Consider the following 16320-nt stretch of genomic DNA (forward strand, 5'->3'; position numbering starts at 1 on the left):
TATTAATTTTTATCAGTTCCAAACAAAAGCTTGTAATCGCGCCGTGCTGCCGGAACGGTCCATTCTTCCGGAATAAACTTCCACTGGTTCAGCGGCTTCGGATCCAGCACCTTAACTTCCTCAATCCGTTTCATCAAGTAATAACGCAAATCCTTATCGGTAGAGAAAATAATGCGCTTTGACAGTTCTGCTTTGGGAATACCCGCCCCTTTGGTCAGCAAATCACCTCCCCCGTTTCCACGGTAAGAATTGACTGCCACCTTGTATTGCTTATCCAAATCAAAAGGCTTTCCGTCGGCCATACGCTCGATGGTAATTCTTTCGCCACGCGGTTTAGTCACATCCACCGTATAAATAATGCCTGCCGCAGAATCAAAGTTGAAGCTGGGATTCCGGAAACGCCCGAATCCATTGTCCTTCTCGTTCAGCAGCAACAAATGGTCATCAGCCGATTTCATCTGGTTCACCCAGAGATCGTACGACATTTCCAGGAAGTTCTTCACCTCTTTTCCGGAAAGCAACATGGTATACAGCATGTTCTCAAACTTATACAAGTTGAACATGTCGCTCACACAGATATCTCCTTTCTGGATTTCCGCATAAGCCGACAGCGGGGCACAGAAAGAAATATCTGCCCCGGTAATATCCAGCTGCAACTGATGAATCAGGTCGATAAAGGCAGAAGGACCAAAGAAGGCATCCTTCGAAGAAATAGTATGTTCTATCCGTCCGATTTTCCGCGAAACAAAATTCAAGGTAGTCTCATACTGCTCCTGGAATGTATTCATGAAATCTGAATCCACTGCATACGCATTCATATTCACCAGCTTACCTTCCACTTGTTTGGAGACCACTTTTCCATCCTGCTTCTGCACCGTAAAGGTTACCTCTGAAAGCACTTTTGCCGTATTGGCCGGGTCTATCAACAGCACAGAATCGCCTTTCACATTGGCCACCCTTTCATTCCAGCGGGTATGGTCATGTCCCATGAAAATCACGTCAAACCCTGGTACGTTTTTAGCCACTTCGGCCGATTCATTTTCAATGGCATTGTCCAAACGGTTTCCTTCCGGTCCCGCATGGAACAAACCAATCAGGATGTCCGGATGTTCCTTTTCCTGGATTTCCTTTACCCATTTTTCCGCACAAGCCCTCATGCTTTCAAAACGCAACCCGCTCCACAGCTGTTCGGGCAGCCAGGAAGGTATGGCCGGAGTAATCATGCCGAGGATGGCAATCTTCACCCCGTCCCGTTCCATCACCTGATAAGGCTTCAGATACGGACGACCTGTCTTAACATCGATAATGTTGGCACCCAACACCGGAAACTCACACTGTTTCACCCAACGGTCGTACACGGCGTGCCCAGTTTCCACATCATGGTTACCCATGTTGCCCACATCGTAACGCATATAGTTCAACATGGCGGCGCATACATGCACCGAGGTAGTATCCATATAATTATAGTAATAGGCCACCGGCTGTCCCTGAAGAATATCACCGTTATCCATCAGGATGACATTCTGCCCGTATTGTTCCCGCTGCTCCTTCACGTAGGAAAACACACGAGCCAGGCTGCCCTTCATCTGTTTATTCTGAATAAAATCATAAGGAAAATAACAACCATGCACATCACTGGTTTCCAAAAATTTCAGTGTCACGGTCTGACTGTCGGCTGCACACAACTGCAAGTGACTCATGCCCCACAAAGTGATCAGGCTAATAATAAAATAGATTGGTCTAGTCTTCATTTTATCTGACATTGGTCATAACTGTTGCAAAGATACGAGAACTTCCCGATATTCCACCAGAATACTTCCTAAAATACTAAAAAACGAAAGGCCGTTCCACACTACGATTTTCCCATTTTTTCACTACTTTTGCAAACAATATAACTCAACCACATTTTACATGGAAGATTTCAGTCGGATGATTGCCGCCGAGCTTAAACTGCCGGAACATCGCATCGCCCACACACTCAAGCTGCTCCAGGGAGGAGCTACCATTCCATTTATCAGCCGCTACCGGAAAGAAGCTACCGGAGGGTTGGATGAAGTACAGATAGGAGACATTCAAACAAGATATGAAAAACTGTGTGACCTGTCCAAGCGGAAAGAGACCGTACTTTCCACCATTGAGGAACAAGGGAAACTGACACCGGAACTGAAAGCGCGCATCACCGCCTGCTGGAACGCGACTGAACTGGAAGACATTTACCTTCCTTTCAAGCCCAAACGGAAAACCAGGGCAGAGGCCGCACGGGCCAAAGGACTGGAACCGCTGGCCCTGCTGCTGATGATGCAGAAAGAAAACAACCTCAGCACCAAAGTGCGTACTTTTGTGAAAGGCGACGTGAGAGACGAGGAAGATGCCCTGAAAGGGGCCCGCGACATCCTGGCCGAACAAGTCAGTGAAGACGAACGTTCGCGCCACCTGATGCGCAACCAGTTCCAGCGACAGGCGATTATCCAAGCCAAAGTGGTGAAAGGAAAAGAATCGGAAGAAGCCTCCGCCAAGTACCGTGACTATTTTGATTTCAGTGAACCGCTCAAAAAATGCTCTTCCCATCGCCTGCTGGCGCTCCGCCGCGGAGAAGCAGAAGGCGTGTTGAAGGTGTCCATCTTCCCGGAAGACGAAGAAAGCTGCCACGACCGACTGCAAAGGCTATTCGTACGGACGAACAATGAATGTGGCCGTCAAGTGGAGGAAGCGGTATCCGATGCCTATAAACGGCTGCTGAAACCTGCCATCGAGACTGAATTTGCAGCCCTCAGCAAGGAAAAAGCCGACGAAGAGGCCATTCGTGTATTTGCAGAGAATCTCCGTCAGTTGCTGCTGGCCCCTCCGTTGGGACAAAAACGGGTCATGGGTATCGACCCCGGATTCCGTACCGGCTGCAAAGTGGTCTGTCTGGATGCCCAAGGTACACTTCTGCACAACGAAGCCATTTATCCCCACCCTCCCAAATCGGAATATGCACAGGCTGCACGCAAGCTCGTGAAACTGGTGGAACAATATAAAATTGAAGCCATCGCCATTGGAAACGGTACGGCCAGCCGCGAAACGGAACAGTTTGTCACCAGTCAGCGCTACGACCGGGAAGCACAGGTATTCGTGGTCAGTGAAGACGGAGCTTCCATTTATTCGGCGTCGAAAACAGCCCGCGAAGAATTTCCGAACTACGATGTCACAGTCCGTGGTGCCGTCTCCATCGGCCGCCGCCTGATGGACCCGCTGGCCGAACTGGTCAAGATTGATGCCAAATCCATCGGAGTGGGACAGTACCAGCACGACGTAGACCAGACCAAACTGAAGGCGGCCCTCGACCATACAGTGGAAAGCTGTGTCAATCTGGTAGGTGTGAATGTCAATACGGCCAGCAAGCACTTGCTGACGTATGTGTCCGGTTTAGGCCCCACACTGGCACAGAACATCGTAGACTACCGCACGGCAAACGGCCCGTTCGAATCCCGCAAGCAACTGCTCAAGGTTCCGAGAATGGGAGCAAAGGCCTACGAACAGTGCGCCGGATTCCTCCGCATTCCACAGGCCCCCAACCCACTGGACAATTCGGCGGTACATCCGGAAAGCTACCCCATCGTGGAACAGATGGCAAAGGATTTGCATTGCAGTGTGAACGACCTGATGAAGGACAAGGAGCTGCACAGCAAAATTGACTTGAAGAAATACATCACCGATACCGTGGGCCTCCCTACCCTGACAGATATTCTTCAGGAACTGGACAAGCCCGGCCGAGACCCACGCCAGAAAATCCAGGTATTTGAATTCGACAAAAATGTACGCACGCTGGACGACTTACAGGAAGGCATGGAACTGCCCGGCATCGTGACCAACATCACCAACTTCGGCTGTTTCGTCGATATCGGTATCAAGGAAAACGGGTTGGTGCATGTTTCTCAACTGGCCGACCGTTTTGTCAGCGACCCGACCGAAGTGGTTCGCATCCACCAGCATGTACGGGTAAAAGTGCTGAGCATCGACCGTGAACGAAAACGCATCCAGCTCACCATGAAAGGATTAAACAAATAAGTACACAACAACATGAAACAAGATAATAAAGAACTGTGCGGCTGGTTTATTTTCTGTCAAGGCCAGCAGCTTTTGGTCGTAAAGGAAGGTGACAGGTTTCACATTCCTTATGCCACCGAACCTCCGGTAAGAGTCACTGCCGATACGACGATACATGCCATCGGAGAAATCCAGGGACACCCGGCCAAGGCGTACGCCCTCCCCCTTGAGGAGCTGAACGGAAAGGAGGATTCCTTTATTCCGACCGACTTACGGGCGTCTTATGACATCCTCCCGCTGGAAGAATACCAGTGTGCCGGAAAGGCTTCCCAAATATTGACCTGGGACAAACAAAGCCGTTTCTGTCCGGCCTGCGGTACGCCCACGGAACAGACAGGGCCCATCACCAAACGCTGTCCTCACTGCGGACTGGAAATCTATCCGCGCATCTCTCCGGCTGTCATCGTACTGATTAAGAAAGGAGACAGCATATTGTTGGTTCACGCCCGTAATTTCCGGGGTACATTCAAAGGCCTGGTGGCCGGTTTTCTGGAACCGGGAGAAACCCTGGAAGAATGCGTTCTCCGCGAAGTGAGGGAAGAAACAGGCATCCGCATCAAGAACCTGACCTATTTCGGCAGTCAGCCCTGGCCTTACCCCAGCGGCATCATGGTAGGCTATTATGCGGAATATGAGAGCGGCACCATCAAACTGCAAGACGAAGAGTTAAGTGCAGGCGACTTCTACAGCCGCGACCACCTGCCCGAAATACCCAAGAAACTGAGCATTGCCCGAAAACTGATTGATGCATGGTTAAACAACGAAATATGAAAAAATACATCCTTTACCTTACTCAATTCTTAGGAAAAACAGTCCACCGCATTCTCAAGGCGGGAAAACAAGCCATCCAATGGTATACACGTACTTTCCGTAAATTGCCGTGGTATGGACGTACCGGCATGGCCATCCTGACAGGTATCTGTTCGCTGATTATGCTGCTGATTATGATTGACCTCAATTTCCTGTGGCTGTTCGGCAAATCACCCAGCATGTTCAACATCAAGGAACCGATACAGCACATTGCGTCGGAAATCTACAGTGCCGACGGGAAGCTGATTGGAAAATTCTATTCAGAGAACCGTACACCGGTGGAATACAAAGATATCTCTTCCATTCTGGTCAAGACACTGGTCTATACGGAAGACGAACGTTTCTACAAGCATTTCGGTATCGACTTCGAAGGAGTCTTCGCAGCCGCAAAAGACTATATTGCCCACGGGGAAGCGCGAGGTGCCAGCACCATCACCCAGCAGCTGGTGAAAAACCTGTTCAAAGTCCGCTCACAGTATTCTACAGGACTTTTGGGCTATATCCCCGGCGTAAAACTGCTCATCATGAAAGCCAAGGAATGGGTCACTGCCGTCAAGATTGAGATGCTGTACAGCAAGGAAGACATCCTGACCATGTATTTCAATACCGTGGACTTCGGCAGCAACGCTTTCGGTATCAAAACGGCCTGCCATACCTATTTTAATACCACACCCGACAAAATCACCGTGGAACAAGCGGCGACCCTAATTGGATTGCTGAAAGCCACCACTTATTACAACCCCCGTATCAATCCGAAAAACAGTCTTTCGCGACGGAATGTGGTGTTGGGCAAACTGTACGAACACCATTTTCTGAACAAACACCAGCTTGACTCTATCCGGCAGTTGCCCACAATCTTGAAATTCCGGCAGGAAAGCTACAACACCGGACTGGCTCTCTACTTCCGCGAAGCTGTGGCCAACGAACTGAAAAGCTGGTGCAAGGAGAATGACATCGACCTATATGGAGACGGACTGAAAATCTATACCACCATCGACAGCCGGATGCAGCGTTATGCGGAAGAGGCCGTCGACCGGCAGATGCAGGAAGTACAGAAAAAATTCGATGCGCACTGGGGCACACAAGCTCCATGGAGAGACCGAAGCGGGGAAGAAATTCCACACTTTATCGAGGATTTGGCCGAAAAGACACCGGCCTACCAATATCTGTCGCACAAATACGGCAGCCAGACCGACTCCATTTTCTATTACCTGAACCAGCCTCATCGTTGCAAGGTGTTCGACTACCAACTGGGACAAAAGGATACGACCTTTAGCACCATGGACTCCATCCGCTACATGGAACGCTTCATGCACTGCGGTTTCGTGGCCATCGCCCCGCATACCGGAGAAGTAAAAGCCTGGGTAGGCGACATCAATTTCCAATCATGGAAATACGACAAGGTGCTTTCCCGACGCCAACCGGGTTCCACCTTCAAATTGTTTGTCTATACAGAGGCTATGAACCAGGGACTTTCCCCCTGCGATTTACGCGTAGACGAAAACATACCGTGGGAAGTGGAAGAAAACGGAGAGAAGAAACTCTGGATGCCGCACAATGCCAACGGAGGTGCCACACTCGATACCATGTCGCTGAAAATGGCGTTTGCCCAGTCGGTTAATACCATCGCGGCCAATGTGGCTCACGAAGTGGGTATTCATCAAATAGCCACTACTGCCCGCAAAATGGGTATCCGCACCCAACTGGAAGAGACTCCAGCACTGAGTCTGGGCGCTTCCGATGTGTCGCTGCTGGAACTGGTTTCTGCTTATGGCACGGTAGTCAACGACGGAGAAGCCATCCGCCCGATACTCATCACCCGGGTGGAAGACAAAGACGGACACGTCATTTACGAAGAAGAACCGGAAAAAACGCAGGCTATCCCCTACGCCAGTGCTTACCTCATGCAACAGATGCTGAGAGGAGGACTGACTTGTCCGAGAGGTACTTCACAGGCTCTCTGGCGTTTCCGTATCTTTGACAAAGGGACGGAATTCGGCGGGAAGACCGGTACTTCGTCCAACCACTCCGATGCCTGGTTCGTGGGCGTCAGCCCCAACTTGGTGGGAGGTGCCTGGGTAGGCGGAGAATACCGCAGCATCCATTTCCGCACAGGAGAACTGGGACAAGGCAGCCGCACGGCACTTCCGGTGTTCGGCTACTTCATGGAAAAAGTGTTGGCCGACCCCAAGCTGGCCCCACTCTATGTAGCAAAGTTCCCGCAACCGAAAGAAAAACTAGACCGCTCGTGGGACTGCAACGATTATTATCCACATTATAGCGACAGTGATTCCATCTACATAGCCTTGAGAGATTCCCTGCGGTTTGAAACGGAAGAGGATTTGTCAACAAGCGAATAGCACACTAATAATCAACGAATTACAACTTACCCAAAAACATAAGTGCGTTTAATCGAAAACACTTCGATATCTTACCTGAAACGCACTTACGCTTGACTTGAAACGCAAGTACATTTTTCACAAGACGTACTTGCGTTTTTTAACGACCTACAAAACAGCCTTTAAGTATGCAAAAATCCACCCCTTATTCTTTCTTTTTTATTTTTTTTCTTACCTTTGCGGTGCATCCTTTCAAGAGGATGTCTGTAACAACAGAAACACTTTAAACAAAAAATATTAGAGATTATGATGACTATTGACAAATTCAACTTTGCCGGAAAAAAGGCAATCGTTCGTGTGGACTTCAATGTACCTTTGAACGAAGAAGGTAAAATTACTGACGATACTCGTATCCGTGGTGCACTGCCTACTTTGAAGAAAATCTTGGCAGACGGTGGCGCTTTGATTATCATGTCACACATGGGTAAGCCCAAAGGCAAAGTAAACGCTAAATATTCTTTGAGCCAGATTGTAGACGCTGTAGCTGCTGCACTGGGTACTCCGGTGAAATTTGCTCCGGACTGCGCAAAAGCTCAGGACGCTGCTGCTGCACTGAAACCGGGTGAAGTGCTGTTGCTGGAAAACCTGCGTTTCTATCCTGAAGAAGAAGGTAAACCTGTAGGCATCGAAAAAGAAGATCCTGCATACGAAGATGCAAAGAAAGAAATGAAAGCTCGTCAGAAAGAATTCGCCAAGACTCTGGCTTCTTACGCTGACTGCTATGTAATGGATGCATTCGGTACTGCTCACCGTAAACATGCTTCTACAGCTGTTATCGCTGACTACTTCGATGCAGACCACAAGATGCTGGGTTACCTGATGGAAAAAGAAGTAAAAGCTGTTGACAACGTATTGAAAGACATCAAACGTCCGTTCACTGCCATCATGGGTGGTTCTAAGGTATCTACTAAAATCGGTATCATCGAAAACTTGATGGACAAGGTAGACAACCTGATTCTCTGCGGTGGTATGGCATTTACTTTTGCTAAAGCTCAGGGCGGTAAAATCGGTAACTCATTAGTAGAAGATGACAAGCTGGATCTGGCTTTGGACATCATCGCAAAAGCAAAAGCAAAAGGTGTAAACTTGGTTCTGGGTTGCGACTGTATCGCTGCCGACAAGTTTGCTAACGACGCCAACACTCAGGTTTGTGACGACAAGAACATTCCTGACGGATGGATGGGTTTGGATGCAGGTCCTAAAACTCGCGAAGAATTCAAACAGGCAATCAAAGGCGCTAAGACTATCCTGTGGAACGGTCCTGCCGGTGTATTCGAATTCGACAACTTCGCCGGTGGTTCTAAGGCAATCGCTGAAGCTATCGCTGAAGCAACTAAAGAAGGCGCCTTCTCACTGATTGGTGGTGGTGACTCTGTAGCTTGCATCAACAAATTCGGTATGGCCGATCAGGTTTCTTACATCTCTACAGGTGGTGGTGCTTTGCTGGAAGCTATCGAAGGTAAAGTTCTTCCGGGTATCGCTGCAATCCGCGGTGACAAATAAAGATTGTTCTTTATAACAAATACTCTCAAAAAGGCATGACTTGCAGAAGTCATGCCTTTTTATTTTCCCAATTAAAGCCTCCGTATTATTTTGATAAGAAATTGTTTTTTGCGACATTTGCAAACACTCAACAAAAGTATTATGCATAAATACCTTTATACCCTCTGTCTGATTTTAGCTGTCACTTTTACCCCACTGGAGGCACAAATATTTCAATACATAGGTATTGATGACGGACTTAGCAGTCGAAGAGTTCTTTCTCTTCAACAAAGCAATCATGATTATATTTGGATTCTTACGCATAAAGGAGTGGACCGTTACAACGGAAAGCAATTCACTCACTATCCTCTTATCAAAAATGGAACGGCTGTAAGCTGTTTCCCCAACCTGAACACACTGAAAACGGACAAAGAACAGAAATTATGGGAAATAGGAAAAGACGGACTGGTCTTTAACTTCAACGAAGCCAAAGATTCTTTCCAACTGATATTTGACTTGCATGCACATTTTTCCGACACGAAAGACAAACCAATCACTTGTATTTACCTGGACGAAGAAAAAAATATATGGTTCTGCATTGAAAACACCCAATATATATACAACGGAGAGACAAAAGAAACCTTCAAGATAAGCCAGAAGATTCCGGGGAAAGTGACCTGTATCACACAAGCACACGGAAACAAATACTATATCTCTACCGAACAAAATCTGTATACAGCCACTCTTCACCAAGGAAAACTGGAGAATGTGCAAAAAATACGTATCGCACCTATCCACATTATTGATTACATATACTACCATAAGCCAACTAACAAACTGATTGTAAATGCTTTGCTTGACAAGCTGTTTATTTACACTCCTACTACAGGCGAACTGACCGATCTGGGAAAACACCTGAAAGATATTGGAGTGAACACGATTATTCCTAACCGGAAAAATTGTGACGAAGTATTTATCGCAACCGATGGCGACGGAGTCTACAAATTGAATATCACCAAAAAAGAACTCTCCCACTTTCTGCAAGAAGACAATGAGAGCCTGAACAAAATGAATGGAAGTATCATCAAGGATATCTACATGGACCGTACCAACAGAATATGGAACGTGATTTATCCTATTGGAATTACTATCTACTCTGAAAGATATCCGCAATATGAATGGTTCAAGTATGCACCCAATAATCCCAACACATTGCCTAACGATTGTATCAATGGAATCATGGAAGATTCGGAAGGCGATATATGGTATGCCACCAGCAACGGAGTCAGCTGTTTTGACACAAGTGAAAAAAAATGGAGAAACTATTGTACCACAAAGGAACTTCCCCAATATGAAAATCATATATTCCTATCGCTCTGTGAAATAAAGCCTGGAGTTATCCTGGCGGGAGGTTACATGTCCGGAATCTTCCGAATAGAAAAGAAAACAGGAAGCGTCACCTTCCACCAGCAAGGGAAATCACAGGAAAGAGAAGCTCCTGATAAGTATATCCGTGGAATCATTAAAGACAGAAATGAAGTTATCTGGAGCGGTGGATTTTACAGCTTGAAAAGTTTTGATACCACCACATTCGAAAAAAAAGAATACAACATTGCCTACCCGATTACTTTCCTGCTGGAAAGAAACACACATTCATTATGGATAGGAACAATCCATGGATTGTATGTATTCGACAAAAAGAAAGAAAAACTTTATCCTTACAAGGAAAAAGAGGAAATTGGCTGTGTGAATGCTATTTACAACACTTCAGACGGCAAGAAGACGTATGTGGCAACCTATGGAAACGGTTTGTTCATCATAGACAACGAAACCAAAGAGATTACACACTGTGTAGCCAATAACAGCGGACTGCAGACCAACAATATTTACAGCATCGTACCAGATAAGAATGAGAACCTGTTTCTAGGTACTGAAAATGGGCTTTCACTTTATAACAGAAAAGAACACACGTTCACCAACTGGACCCGAGAACAAGGACTCCAGGCTGCCAATTTCAACTCTACAGCGGGAATTCACACACGTGACGGCCATCTTATTTTCGGTAGTAATGAAGGAATCATAATCTTGTCGGACAACCTGGAACTACCCTCCAGCTTCTCCAGCCACATGGTGTTCTCCAATCTGAACATCATGTATCACCCTGTACATCCAATGGAAAAGAACTCTCCTCTGACCAAAGTATTGGATGAGACCAACTTTATCCAGCTAAAATATGACCAAAATACTTTCTCCATGGAAGTATCCTCCATCAACTTCGATAATCCTTCGAGCATTCTTTACAGTTGGAAACTGGAAGGATTCTACGACCAGTGGACTCCTCCAACGGATAACGGAACCATACGTTACACCAATCTTTCGCCAGGAAACTACACCTTGAAAATACGCTCCATTTTGCTCGACAACCACCAAGTTCTCGAAGAAAGGGAGATACAGATCTTGGTTGAACGTCCCTTCTGGCTTACATTCTGGGCCTTCCTTATTTATGCCATGCTGATCATCGGAGCGGCCTACACATTCCTGCGATACCAAATTATCAAACGGGAACGAAAAACATCGGAAGAGAAAATCAATTTCTTCACGCATGCAGCACACGATATCCGTACGCCGCTTACCATGATAAAAGCTCCTCTTGGAGAGATTATGGAAAAAGAAAAACTAAGCGAAAACGGACAGAAAAATATCCGACTGGCCATGGAAAGTACAGAAAACCTGGCAGAACTGGCCAATAACCTGATAAACTTCCAAAAAGAAGAGTTGTATTCCTCACAAACGATTGTGACAGAACACGAACTGAACCATTATTTAAGCAGCTACCTGCATCAGTTTGAAAGCTTCGCCCAACAAAAAGGGGTCGAGCTTACCTACAAAAGTACATTCGAATCTCTTCCCGTCTGGATTGATGTGAGTAAAATGGACTCTATCCTGCGGAACCTGCTGTCCAATGCGCTAAAATACACCCCACAAGGAGGAAGTGTATCCCTGAAAGCAGACACCAACAAGAATACATGGATGCTTACCATTACTGATACAGGCATCGGAATGAGTAAAGAAGACCAGAAGAAACTGTTCAAATATTTATTCCGGGGCTACAATGCCGCCAATCAGACAAACACAGGATGCGGTATCGGAATGTTACTGACCTACCGTTTGATTGAAAACCACGAAGGAAAGATTTCTTTCAACAGCACCGAAAACGTAGGAACAAGTTTTCAACTGAGTTTCCCCATCCGCAGCAAGAACTATCAGTACAAGAAAGAAGACAAACAATCCACAAATACTCTCCATCCAACCATGGAGGGAAAAAAGGCAAGTAATACAATCCCCGGATTTGAAGTTACCGCTTCATCACAATCCGATGAACAGAGACCTTTGATTTTAGTAGTGGAAGACAATGTATCGCTACGCTCGTTTATCTTGCAAAGCCTGTCGGATATTTACCGCACAGAAGGGGTAGGCAATGGAAGAGAAGCACTTGATTTTGTCCAAGAGAAACAGCCCGATCTAATTCTTTCGGACATCATGATGCCAGTAATGGACGGAAGAGAAATGTGTCTGTACCTGAAAAGCCACATGGAAACCAGTCATATCCCCATCATCCTGCTTACAGCTTTGGGAGACAAGGAGCATATCTTGGAGGGACTGGAAATCAAAGCCGACCAATATCTGGTGAAACCTTTTGACATACATATCCTGAAGGCTACCATCCACACGTTAATCGAGAACCGCAAAATGCTGCGTAACCGATTTAAATCCGCAGTTACAGCCCTTCCGGAAGAAGCTGCTCCTATTGAACTACCTAGCAGTCTGGACGATGAATTTATCCAAAAGGTTACAGAACTGGTTAAAGAAGGATTGGGAAAAAATTTCAACGTAGATACCTTGTGCGCTTCTGTCAACATGAGCCGTACCAGTTTCTATAATAAAATCAAAGCCCTGACAGGTATTGCTCCTGCCGAATTTATCCGGAATATCCGCATGCAGGAAGCAGCATTGATGTTAAAAAGCCAACGTTATACAGTAGCTGAAGTATCAGACAAGATGGGATTTGCCGATCCTAAATATTTTACAGATACCTTCAAAAAATTTTATGGGGTCCCACCCAGTACATACATGAAGAAAAATTAAAAACGAACAATATGAATTTTTATTTAAAATCATTTCTCATCTTTTTCCGTATCGGGATTTTCACCATTGGAGGAGGATACGCCATGGTACCGCTGATTGAGGCCGACCTGGTAGACAAACGAAAATGGGTAAGCAAAGAAGACTTCCTGGACTTAATGGCCTTGGCACAAACTGTACCGGGAATTTTTGCGGTCAACATCGCTATCTTCATCGGGTATAAACTGAAAGGATTTTGGGGAGCCTTCTGGATGGCACTAGGTACCATTCTCCCGTCATTCTTCATCATCTTGGCCATTGCTCTCTTCTTCCGCCAATTCCAACATGTAGAAACCGTAGAACACATTTTTAAGGGAATTCGTCCAGCCGTAGTAGCCTTGATTGCCGCTCCCACTTTCAAGATGGCCAAATCAGCGCGCATTAACCGCTACAATGCCTGGATTCCAGTGGCCTCCGCATTGCTGATATGGCTCATCGGCTTTTCACCTATCTATGTCATTATCCTCAGCGGAGTAGGAGGATACCTTTACGGACGCTACCAAAAAAGATATAACTAATACATAAAATAAGATATATGGCTTTATTACTATTAAAACTATTCTATACGTTCTTTAAAATAGGCTTATTCGGATTTGGAGGAGGATATGCCATGATTTCCATGATACAAGGAGAAGTGGTAACTCGCTACGGGTGGCTCAGTTCTTCCGACTTTACCGACATCATCGCCATCAGCCAGATGACCCCTGGTCCTATCGGTATCAATTCGGCAACCTACGTGGGATATACCGCCATGGTCAACGCCGGCTACTCACATAGTATAGGTATTTTAGGATCTACGATAGCCACCATTTCCGTGGTGCTTCCCTCATTTATTCTGATGGTTTTCATCAGCCGTTTTTTTCTAAAATATCAACGCCACCCAGCAGTAGAAGCTGTATTTCAAGGACTCCGCCCAGGAGTAGTCGGTCTGCTGGCTGCCGCTGCATTGGTACTGATGAATGGAGAGAACTTCGGAACAGATACCTACCAGATTGTGATAAGTATTCTGCTCTTCCTTGCGGCATTTATCGCTTCTCACCGATATAAAGTCAATCCAATTCTACTGATTGTATGCAGCGGCATTGCAGGGTATTTTTTATACTAAACTTTATTCATCCTCATTCTCCGGCAAAATAGACTGGGGAGTGGGGATGGAAAAATCATGGTCGGCAAACAAAGAAGCCAAACCGGAAATCTGTTTCAGACGAAGCAGTTCATCCTTGTCCATACCAATGTTCTTCATTATCCATTTATCCGACATACCGGCACGAGTCAGTTCAGCCACAATATGTGTCATAAGCCCTATATCGTGTGAACCACGGGCACGATTATGGCGGATAGTAGATCCCATGCGATGAGACAAATCTTTGTTGATCACCACAATCGGCAGCATCCCTTTTTCTCGCTCATAAATACGCTTGGAAGTTTTCAATACCTGATAACGGTGAAAACCATCCACAATGATGTATTTGTCATTCTCCTTGTCATAATAGCATACACAAGGCATGGTAAACCCATCCTCCCAAATGGACAATTCCAACAATTTCATCTCGGGAGGTGCCACCACGTTCGGATTGTAATCATTGGCACACACCTTTTCAACCGGTACAGCTTTCACGTGGTATACCGGACTTTTCTCTTCTTTTACGTCCATATCTTTTTATATTGTTGTAAAATATAATCTTTCATTTTCTTTTCTTCCTTGCTTACAGCAAATCCCATGTATTTGCACGCATAATCATTTCGAAGAATGCAAAGGCACATTCGTTTGTAGGTTGGAATTTCCCGAAATTCTGCAATATCGATGTCATCCAGATATTCCATCATCACCGGACGCTTCGTTGTTTTATAATTACTTTTGCCACGAACCGTTATCGGAATTTTCATTTCTTCCAGTTTGGCAATGGTTTCATCGCTCAAGCATCCTCCCTTGGTTCTCCAAAACTTGATACTTGTATGCAACTTACTCAAATATCCTCTACGGGTTTCTTCCGGAAGCGTGGAAAGCAGAAACTCCATAAACGACTTCCACGTATGTCCTTCCGGTAATTTGATCCCTCCATGCCCCATGGCCCGCGTTCCACCATATAATGCAGAAAAATTCACTCCGTTTACACGCCCTATCATCTTACCCCAAGTGTCAGGCTCAATGACTTTATACAAGCGTAAACTTTCGATTGCTTCGCTAATAAACGGACTGGCCACACGTTGTCGTTCCAGACTGACTCCTGCATAATAATACAAATCATATAAGCGGTTATAATCCCATCCAAACTTTCCATTTGCCGTCCAGACGTCCGTGGTCTTCCAATCGTAAATGGGATAAAGATTATATACATCATTCGCAATCCTGGAACTCCATTGGTATTTATGATAAAGTTGCTGCTTCAACCCTCCATAAATTGTACGCCAACGATTGTAACTTTCCTGTGTGCGGATACCCACCAAACAAGCCGTACGCACTGCCTTTTTCTTTTCATGCAACCATGCGGCAAAGCGTAACTGGAATTCATAATCCCACATATTGTCATGAAAAAAAGGAAAATCATCGGCTTTCATCACTCCGTCGGGCATCTCGCGAACCCAAATATCCTGTAATTTCTCATCCCACGGACGCCAATAATGCTGATACATGGATGTACAAGTCCTCACCTTAAAAGGCACACAAATCCGATATACCTCAAGTATATCCTTATTCTGTTCCAACATCCGGTTAACAAACTCAATCGTATGGACATACTGCACCTCATAATCCATAAAGAATACACCAAGCTTGATGTTCAATTGGTGTCTACGAATATAGTCTATACACAGATTAAGCAACACCCCACTATCCTTTCCCCCAGAAAATGACACATAGACATTATCAAATTCCTTAAATAAAACTGATAAGCGCTCCTGAGCTAACTCATACACATTTTTCCCATTTTCAGTTTTTTTCATTCTTCATTCTCATTTTAAGATAGGTACTCCACATACGTTCTATTTCAAAATTCTGAACCGAGAAAAACGATTCATGAATTTTCTGCACCACGGCTTCCAATATCTTATTCGTATCTTGAAATTCGTCTATCACAGCTTCCAGCAAACCCGCAAACACCGACTCATCATCATTCTCCACATAATAATTGTTGATGACAATTGTTTTTTTTCGCACTTCTACAGGAAAAAAGCCCAACACTTTTTTTTCGTAAAAAGCCACAAACCAAATAAATGACTCACTGGTCTTAAACGGATAGTTATGATTGTATTTGAGGATGTCTGGATTCATCACCAAAGGAGCTACACATTTATACAGTTCTTGAGATGTACCTGCCATTTTTATTACCTTCAACATAAATGCCTAGTTTAAAAATAA

11 protein-coding genes are annotated in these 16320 nt (G+C 45.5%); 7 read left to right on the plus strand and 4 right to left on the minus strand.

The window, feature by feature from the left end:
- Window positions 1-2: 2 nt before the first annotated feature.
- A complete protein-coding gene (locus OCV81_RS10910; protein WP_262640333.1) occupies window positions 3-1700 on the minus strand; it encodes a bifunctional metallophosphatase/5'-nucleotidase in 1698 nt (565 codons plus the stop codon).
- A gap of 211 nt (window positions 1701-1911) precedes the next feature.
- On the opposite strand from OCV81_RS10910, the gene OCV81_RS10915 reads away from it, so the two are divergent.
- The 7 genes from OCV81_RS10915 to OCV81_RS10945 all read left to right on the plus strand — a co-directional run bounded on the left by OCV81_RS10915 (window position 1912) and on the right by OCV81_RS10945 (window position 14067).
- Window positions 1912-4050 carry a Tex family protein gene (locus OCV81_RS10915; RefSeq protein WP_148330035.1) on the plus strand — a complete coding sequence of 713 codons (2139 nt, stop codon included), beginning with the start codon at window positions 1912-1914 and terminating at the stop codon, window positions 4048-4050.
- A gap of 12 nt (window positions 4051-4062) precedes the next feature.
- Entirely contained in the window at window positions 4063-4860 is a 798-nt protein-coding gene (gene nudC / locus OCV81_RS10920; protein WP_148330036.1) for an NAD(+) diphosphatase, read from the plus strand.
- A complete protein-coding gene (locus OCV81_RS10925; RefSeq protein ID WP_148330037.1) occupies window positions 4857-7259 on the plus strand; it encodes a transglycosylase domain-containing protein in 2403 nt (800 codons plus the stop codon). Before nudC ends, OCV81_RS10925 begins: the two co-directional genes overlap by 4 nt.
- 285 nt (window positions 7260-7544) lie before the next feature.
- Window positions 7545-8801, plus strand: a complete 1257-nt coding sequence (locus OCV81_RS10930) for a phosphoglycerate kinase (RefSeq protein ID WP_148330038.1) — start codon at window positions 7545-7547, stop codon at window positions 8799-8801.
- Window positions 8802-8942: 141 nt separating this feature from the next.
- Complete coding sequence (locus OCV81_RS10935; protein ID WP_148330039.1) at window positions 8943-12926, plus strand: response regulator; 3984 nt, start codon at window positions 8943-8945, stop codon at window positions 12924-12926.
- Window positions 12927-12937: 11 nt separating this feature from the next.
- Entirely contained in the window at window positions 12938-13480 is a 543-nt protein-coding gene (locus tag OCV81_RS10940) for a chromate transporter (RefSeq protein WP_148330040.1), read from the plus strand.
- 17 nt (window positions 13481-13497) lie between these two features.
- Window positions 13498-14067: a chromate transporter gene (locus OCV81_RS10945; protein ID WP_148330041.1), complete on the plus strand. Its 570-nt coding sequence runs from the start codon at window positions 13498-13500 to the stop codon at window positions 14065-14067.
- A 3-nt stretch (window positions 14068-14070) separates the two neighbouring features.
- On the opposite strand, the gene OCV81_RS10950 is transcribed toward OCV81_RS10945, so the two are convergent.
- The 3 genes from OCV81_RS10950 to OCV81_RS10960 are packed head-to-tail and all read right to left on the minus strand — an operon-like array spanning window position 14071 to window position 16299.
- Window positions 14071-14616 (minus strand): IbrB-like domain-containing protein, encoded by a 546-nt coding sequence (locus OCV81_RS10950; RefSeq protein ID WP_148330042.1) that lies wholly within the window; start codon window positions 14614-14616, stop codon window positions 14071-14073.
- The gene (locus tag OCV81_RS10955; protein ID WP_148330043.1) at window positions 14607-15905 is read right to left on the minus strand and encodes a DUF3440 domain-containing protein; all 1299 of its coding nucleotides are present in this window, start codon (window positions 15903-15905) and stop codon (window positions 14607-14609) included. The genes OCV81_RS10950 and OCV81_RS10955 overlap by 10 nt, the downstream gene beginning before the upstream one ends.
- Window positions 15892-16299: a hypothetical protein gene (locus OCV81_RS10960; RefSeq protein WP_148330044.1), complete on the minus strand. Its 408-nt coding sequence runs from the start codon at window positions 16297-16299 to the stop codon at window positions 15892-15894. Before OCV81_RS10960 ends, OCV81_RS10955 begins: the two co-directional genes overlap by 14 nt.
- Window positions 16300-16320 lie beyond the last annotated feature (21 nt).

Source organism: Phocaeicola fibrisolvens, from assembly GCF_025567125.1.
In the GTDB taxonomy this organism is placed as follows: domain Bacteria; phylum Bacteroidota; class Bacteroidia; order Bacteroidales; family Bacteroidaceae; genus Phocaeicola; species Phocaeicola fibrisolvens.

Excerpts from the sequence above, each read along its gene's own strand:
- OCV81_RS10910 (WP_262640333.1), bottom strand. The coding sequence starts at position 1,700 with ATGAGTCACTTGCAGTTGTGTGCAGCCGACAGTCAGACCGTGACACTG.
- OCV81_RS10915 (WP_148330035.1), top strand. The coding sequence starts at position 1,912 with ATGGAAGATTTCAGTCGGATGATTGCCGCCGAGCTTAAACTGCCGGAA.
- nudC (WP_148330036.1), top strand. The coding sequence starts at position 4,063 with ATGAAACAAGATAATAAAGAACTGTGCGGCTGGTTTATTTTCTGTCAA.
- OCV81_RS10925 (WP_148330037.1), top strand. The coding sequence starts at position 4,857 with ATGAAAAAATACATCCTTTACCTTACTCAATTCTTAGGAAAAACAGTC.
- OCV81_RS10930 (WP_148330038.1), top strand. The coding sequence starts at position 7,545 with ATGATGACTATTGACAAATTCAACTTTGCCGGAAAAAAGGCAATCGTT.
- OCV81_RS10935 (WP_148330039.1), top strand. The coding sequence starts at position 8,943 with ATGCATAAATACCTTTATACCCTCTGTCTGATTTTAGCTGTCACTTTT.
- OCV81_RS10940 (WP_148330040.1), top strand. The coding sequence starts at position 12,938 with ATGAATTTTTATTTAAAATCATTTCTCATCTTTTTCCGTATCGGGATT.
- OCV81_RS10945 (WP_148330041.1), top strand. The coding sequence starts at position 13,498 with ATGGCTTTATTACTATTAAAACTATTCTATACGTTCTTTAAAATAGGC.
- OCV81_RS10950 (WP_148330042.1), bottom strand. The coding sequence starts at position 14,616 with ATGGACGTAAAAGAAGAGAAAAGTCCGGTATACCACGTGAAAGCTGTA.
- OCV81_RS10955 (WP_148330043.1), bottom strand. The coding sequence starts at position 15,905 with ATGAAAAAAACTGAAAATGGGAAAAATGTGTATGAGTTAGCTCAGGAG.
- OCV81_RS10960 (WP_148330044.1), bottom strand. The coding sequence starts at position 16,299 with ATGTTGAAGGTAATAAAAATGGCAGGTACATCTCAAGAACTGTATAAA.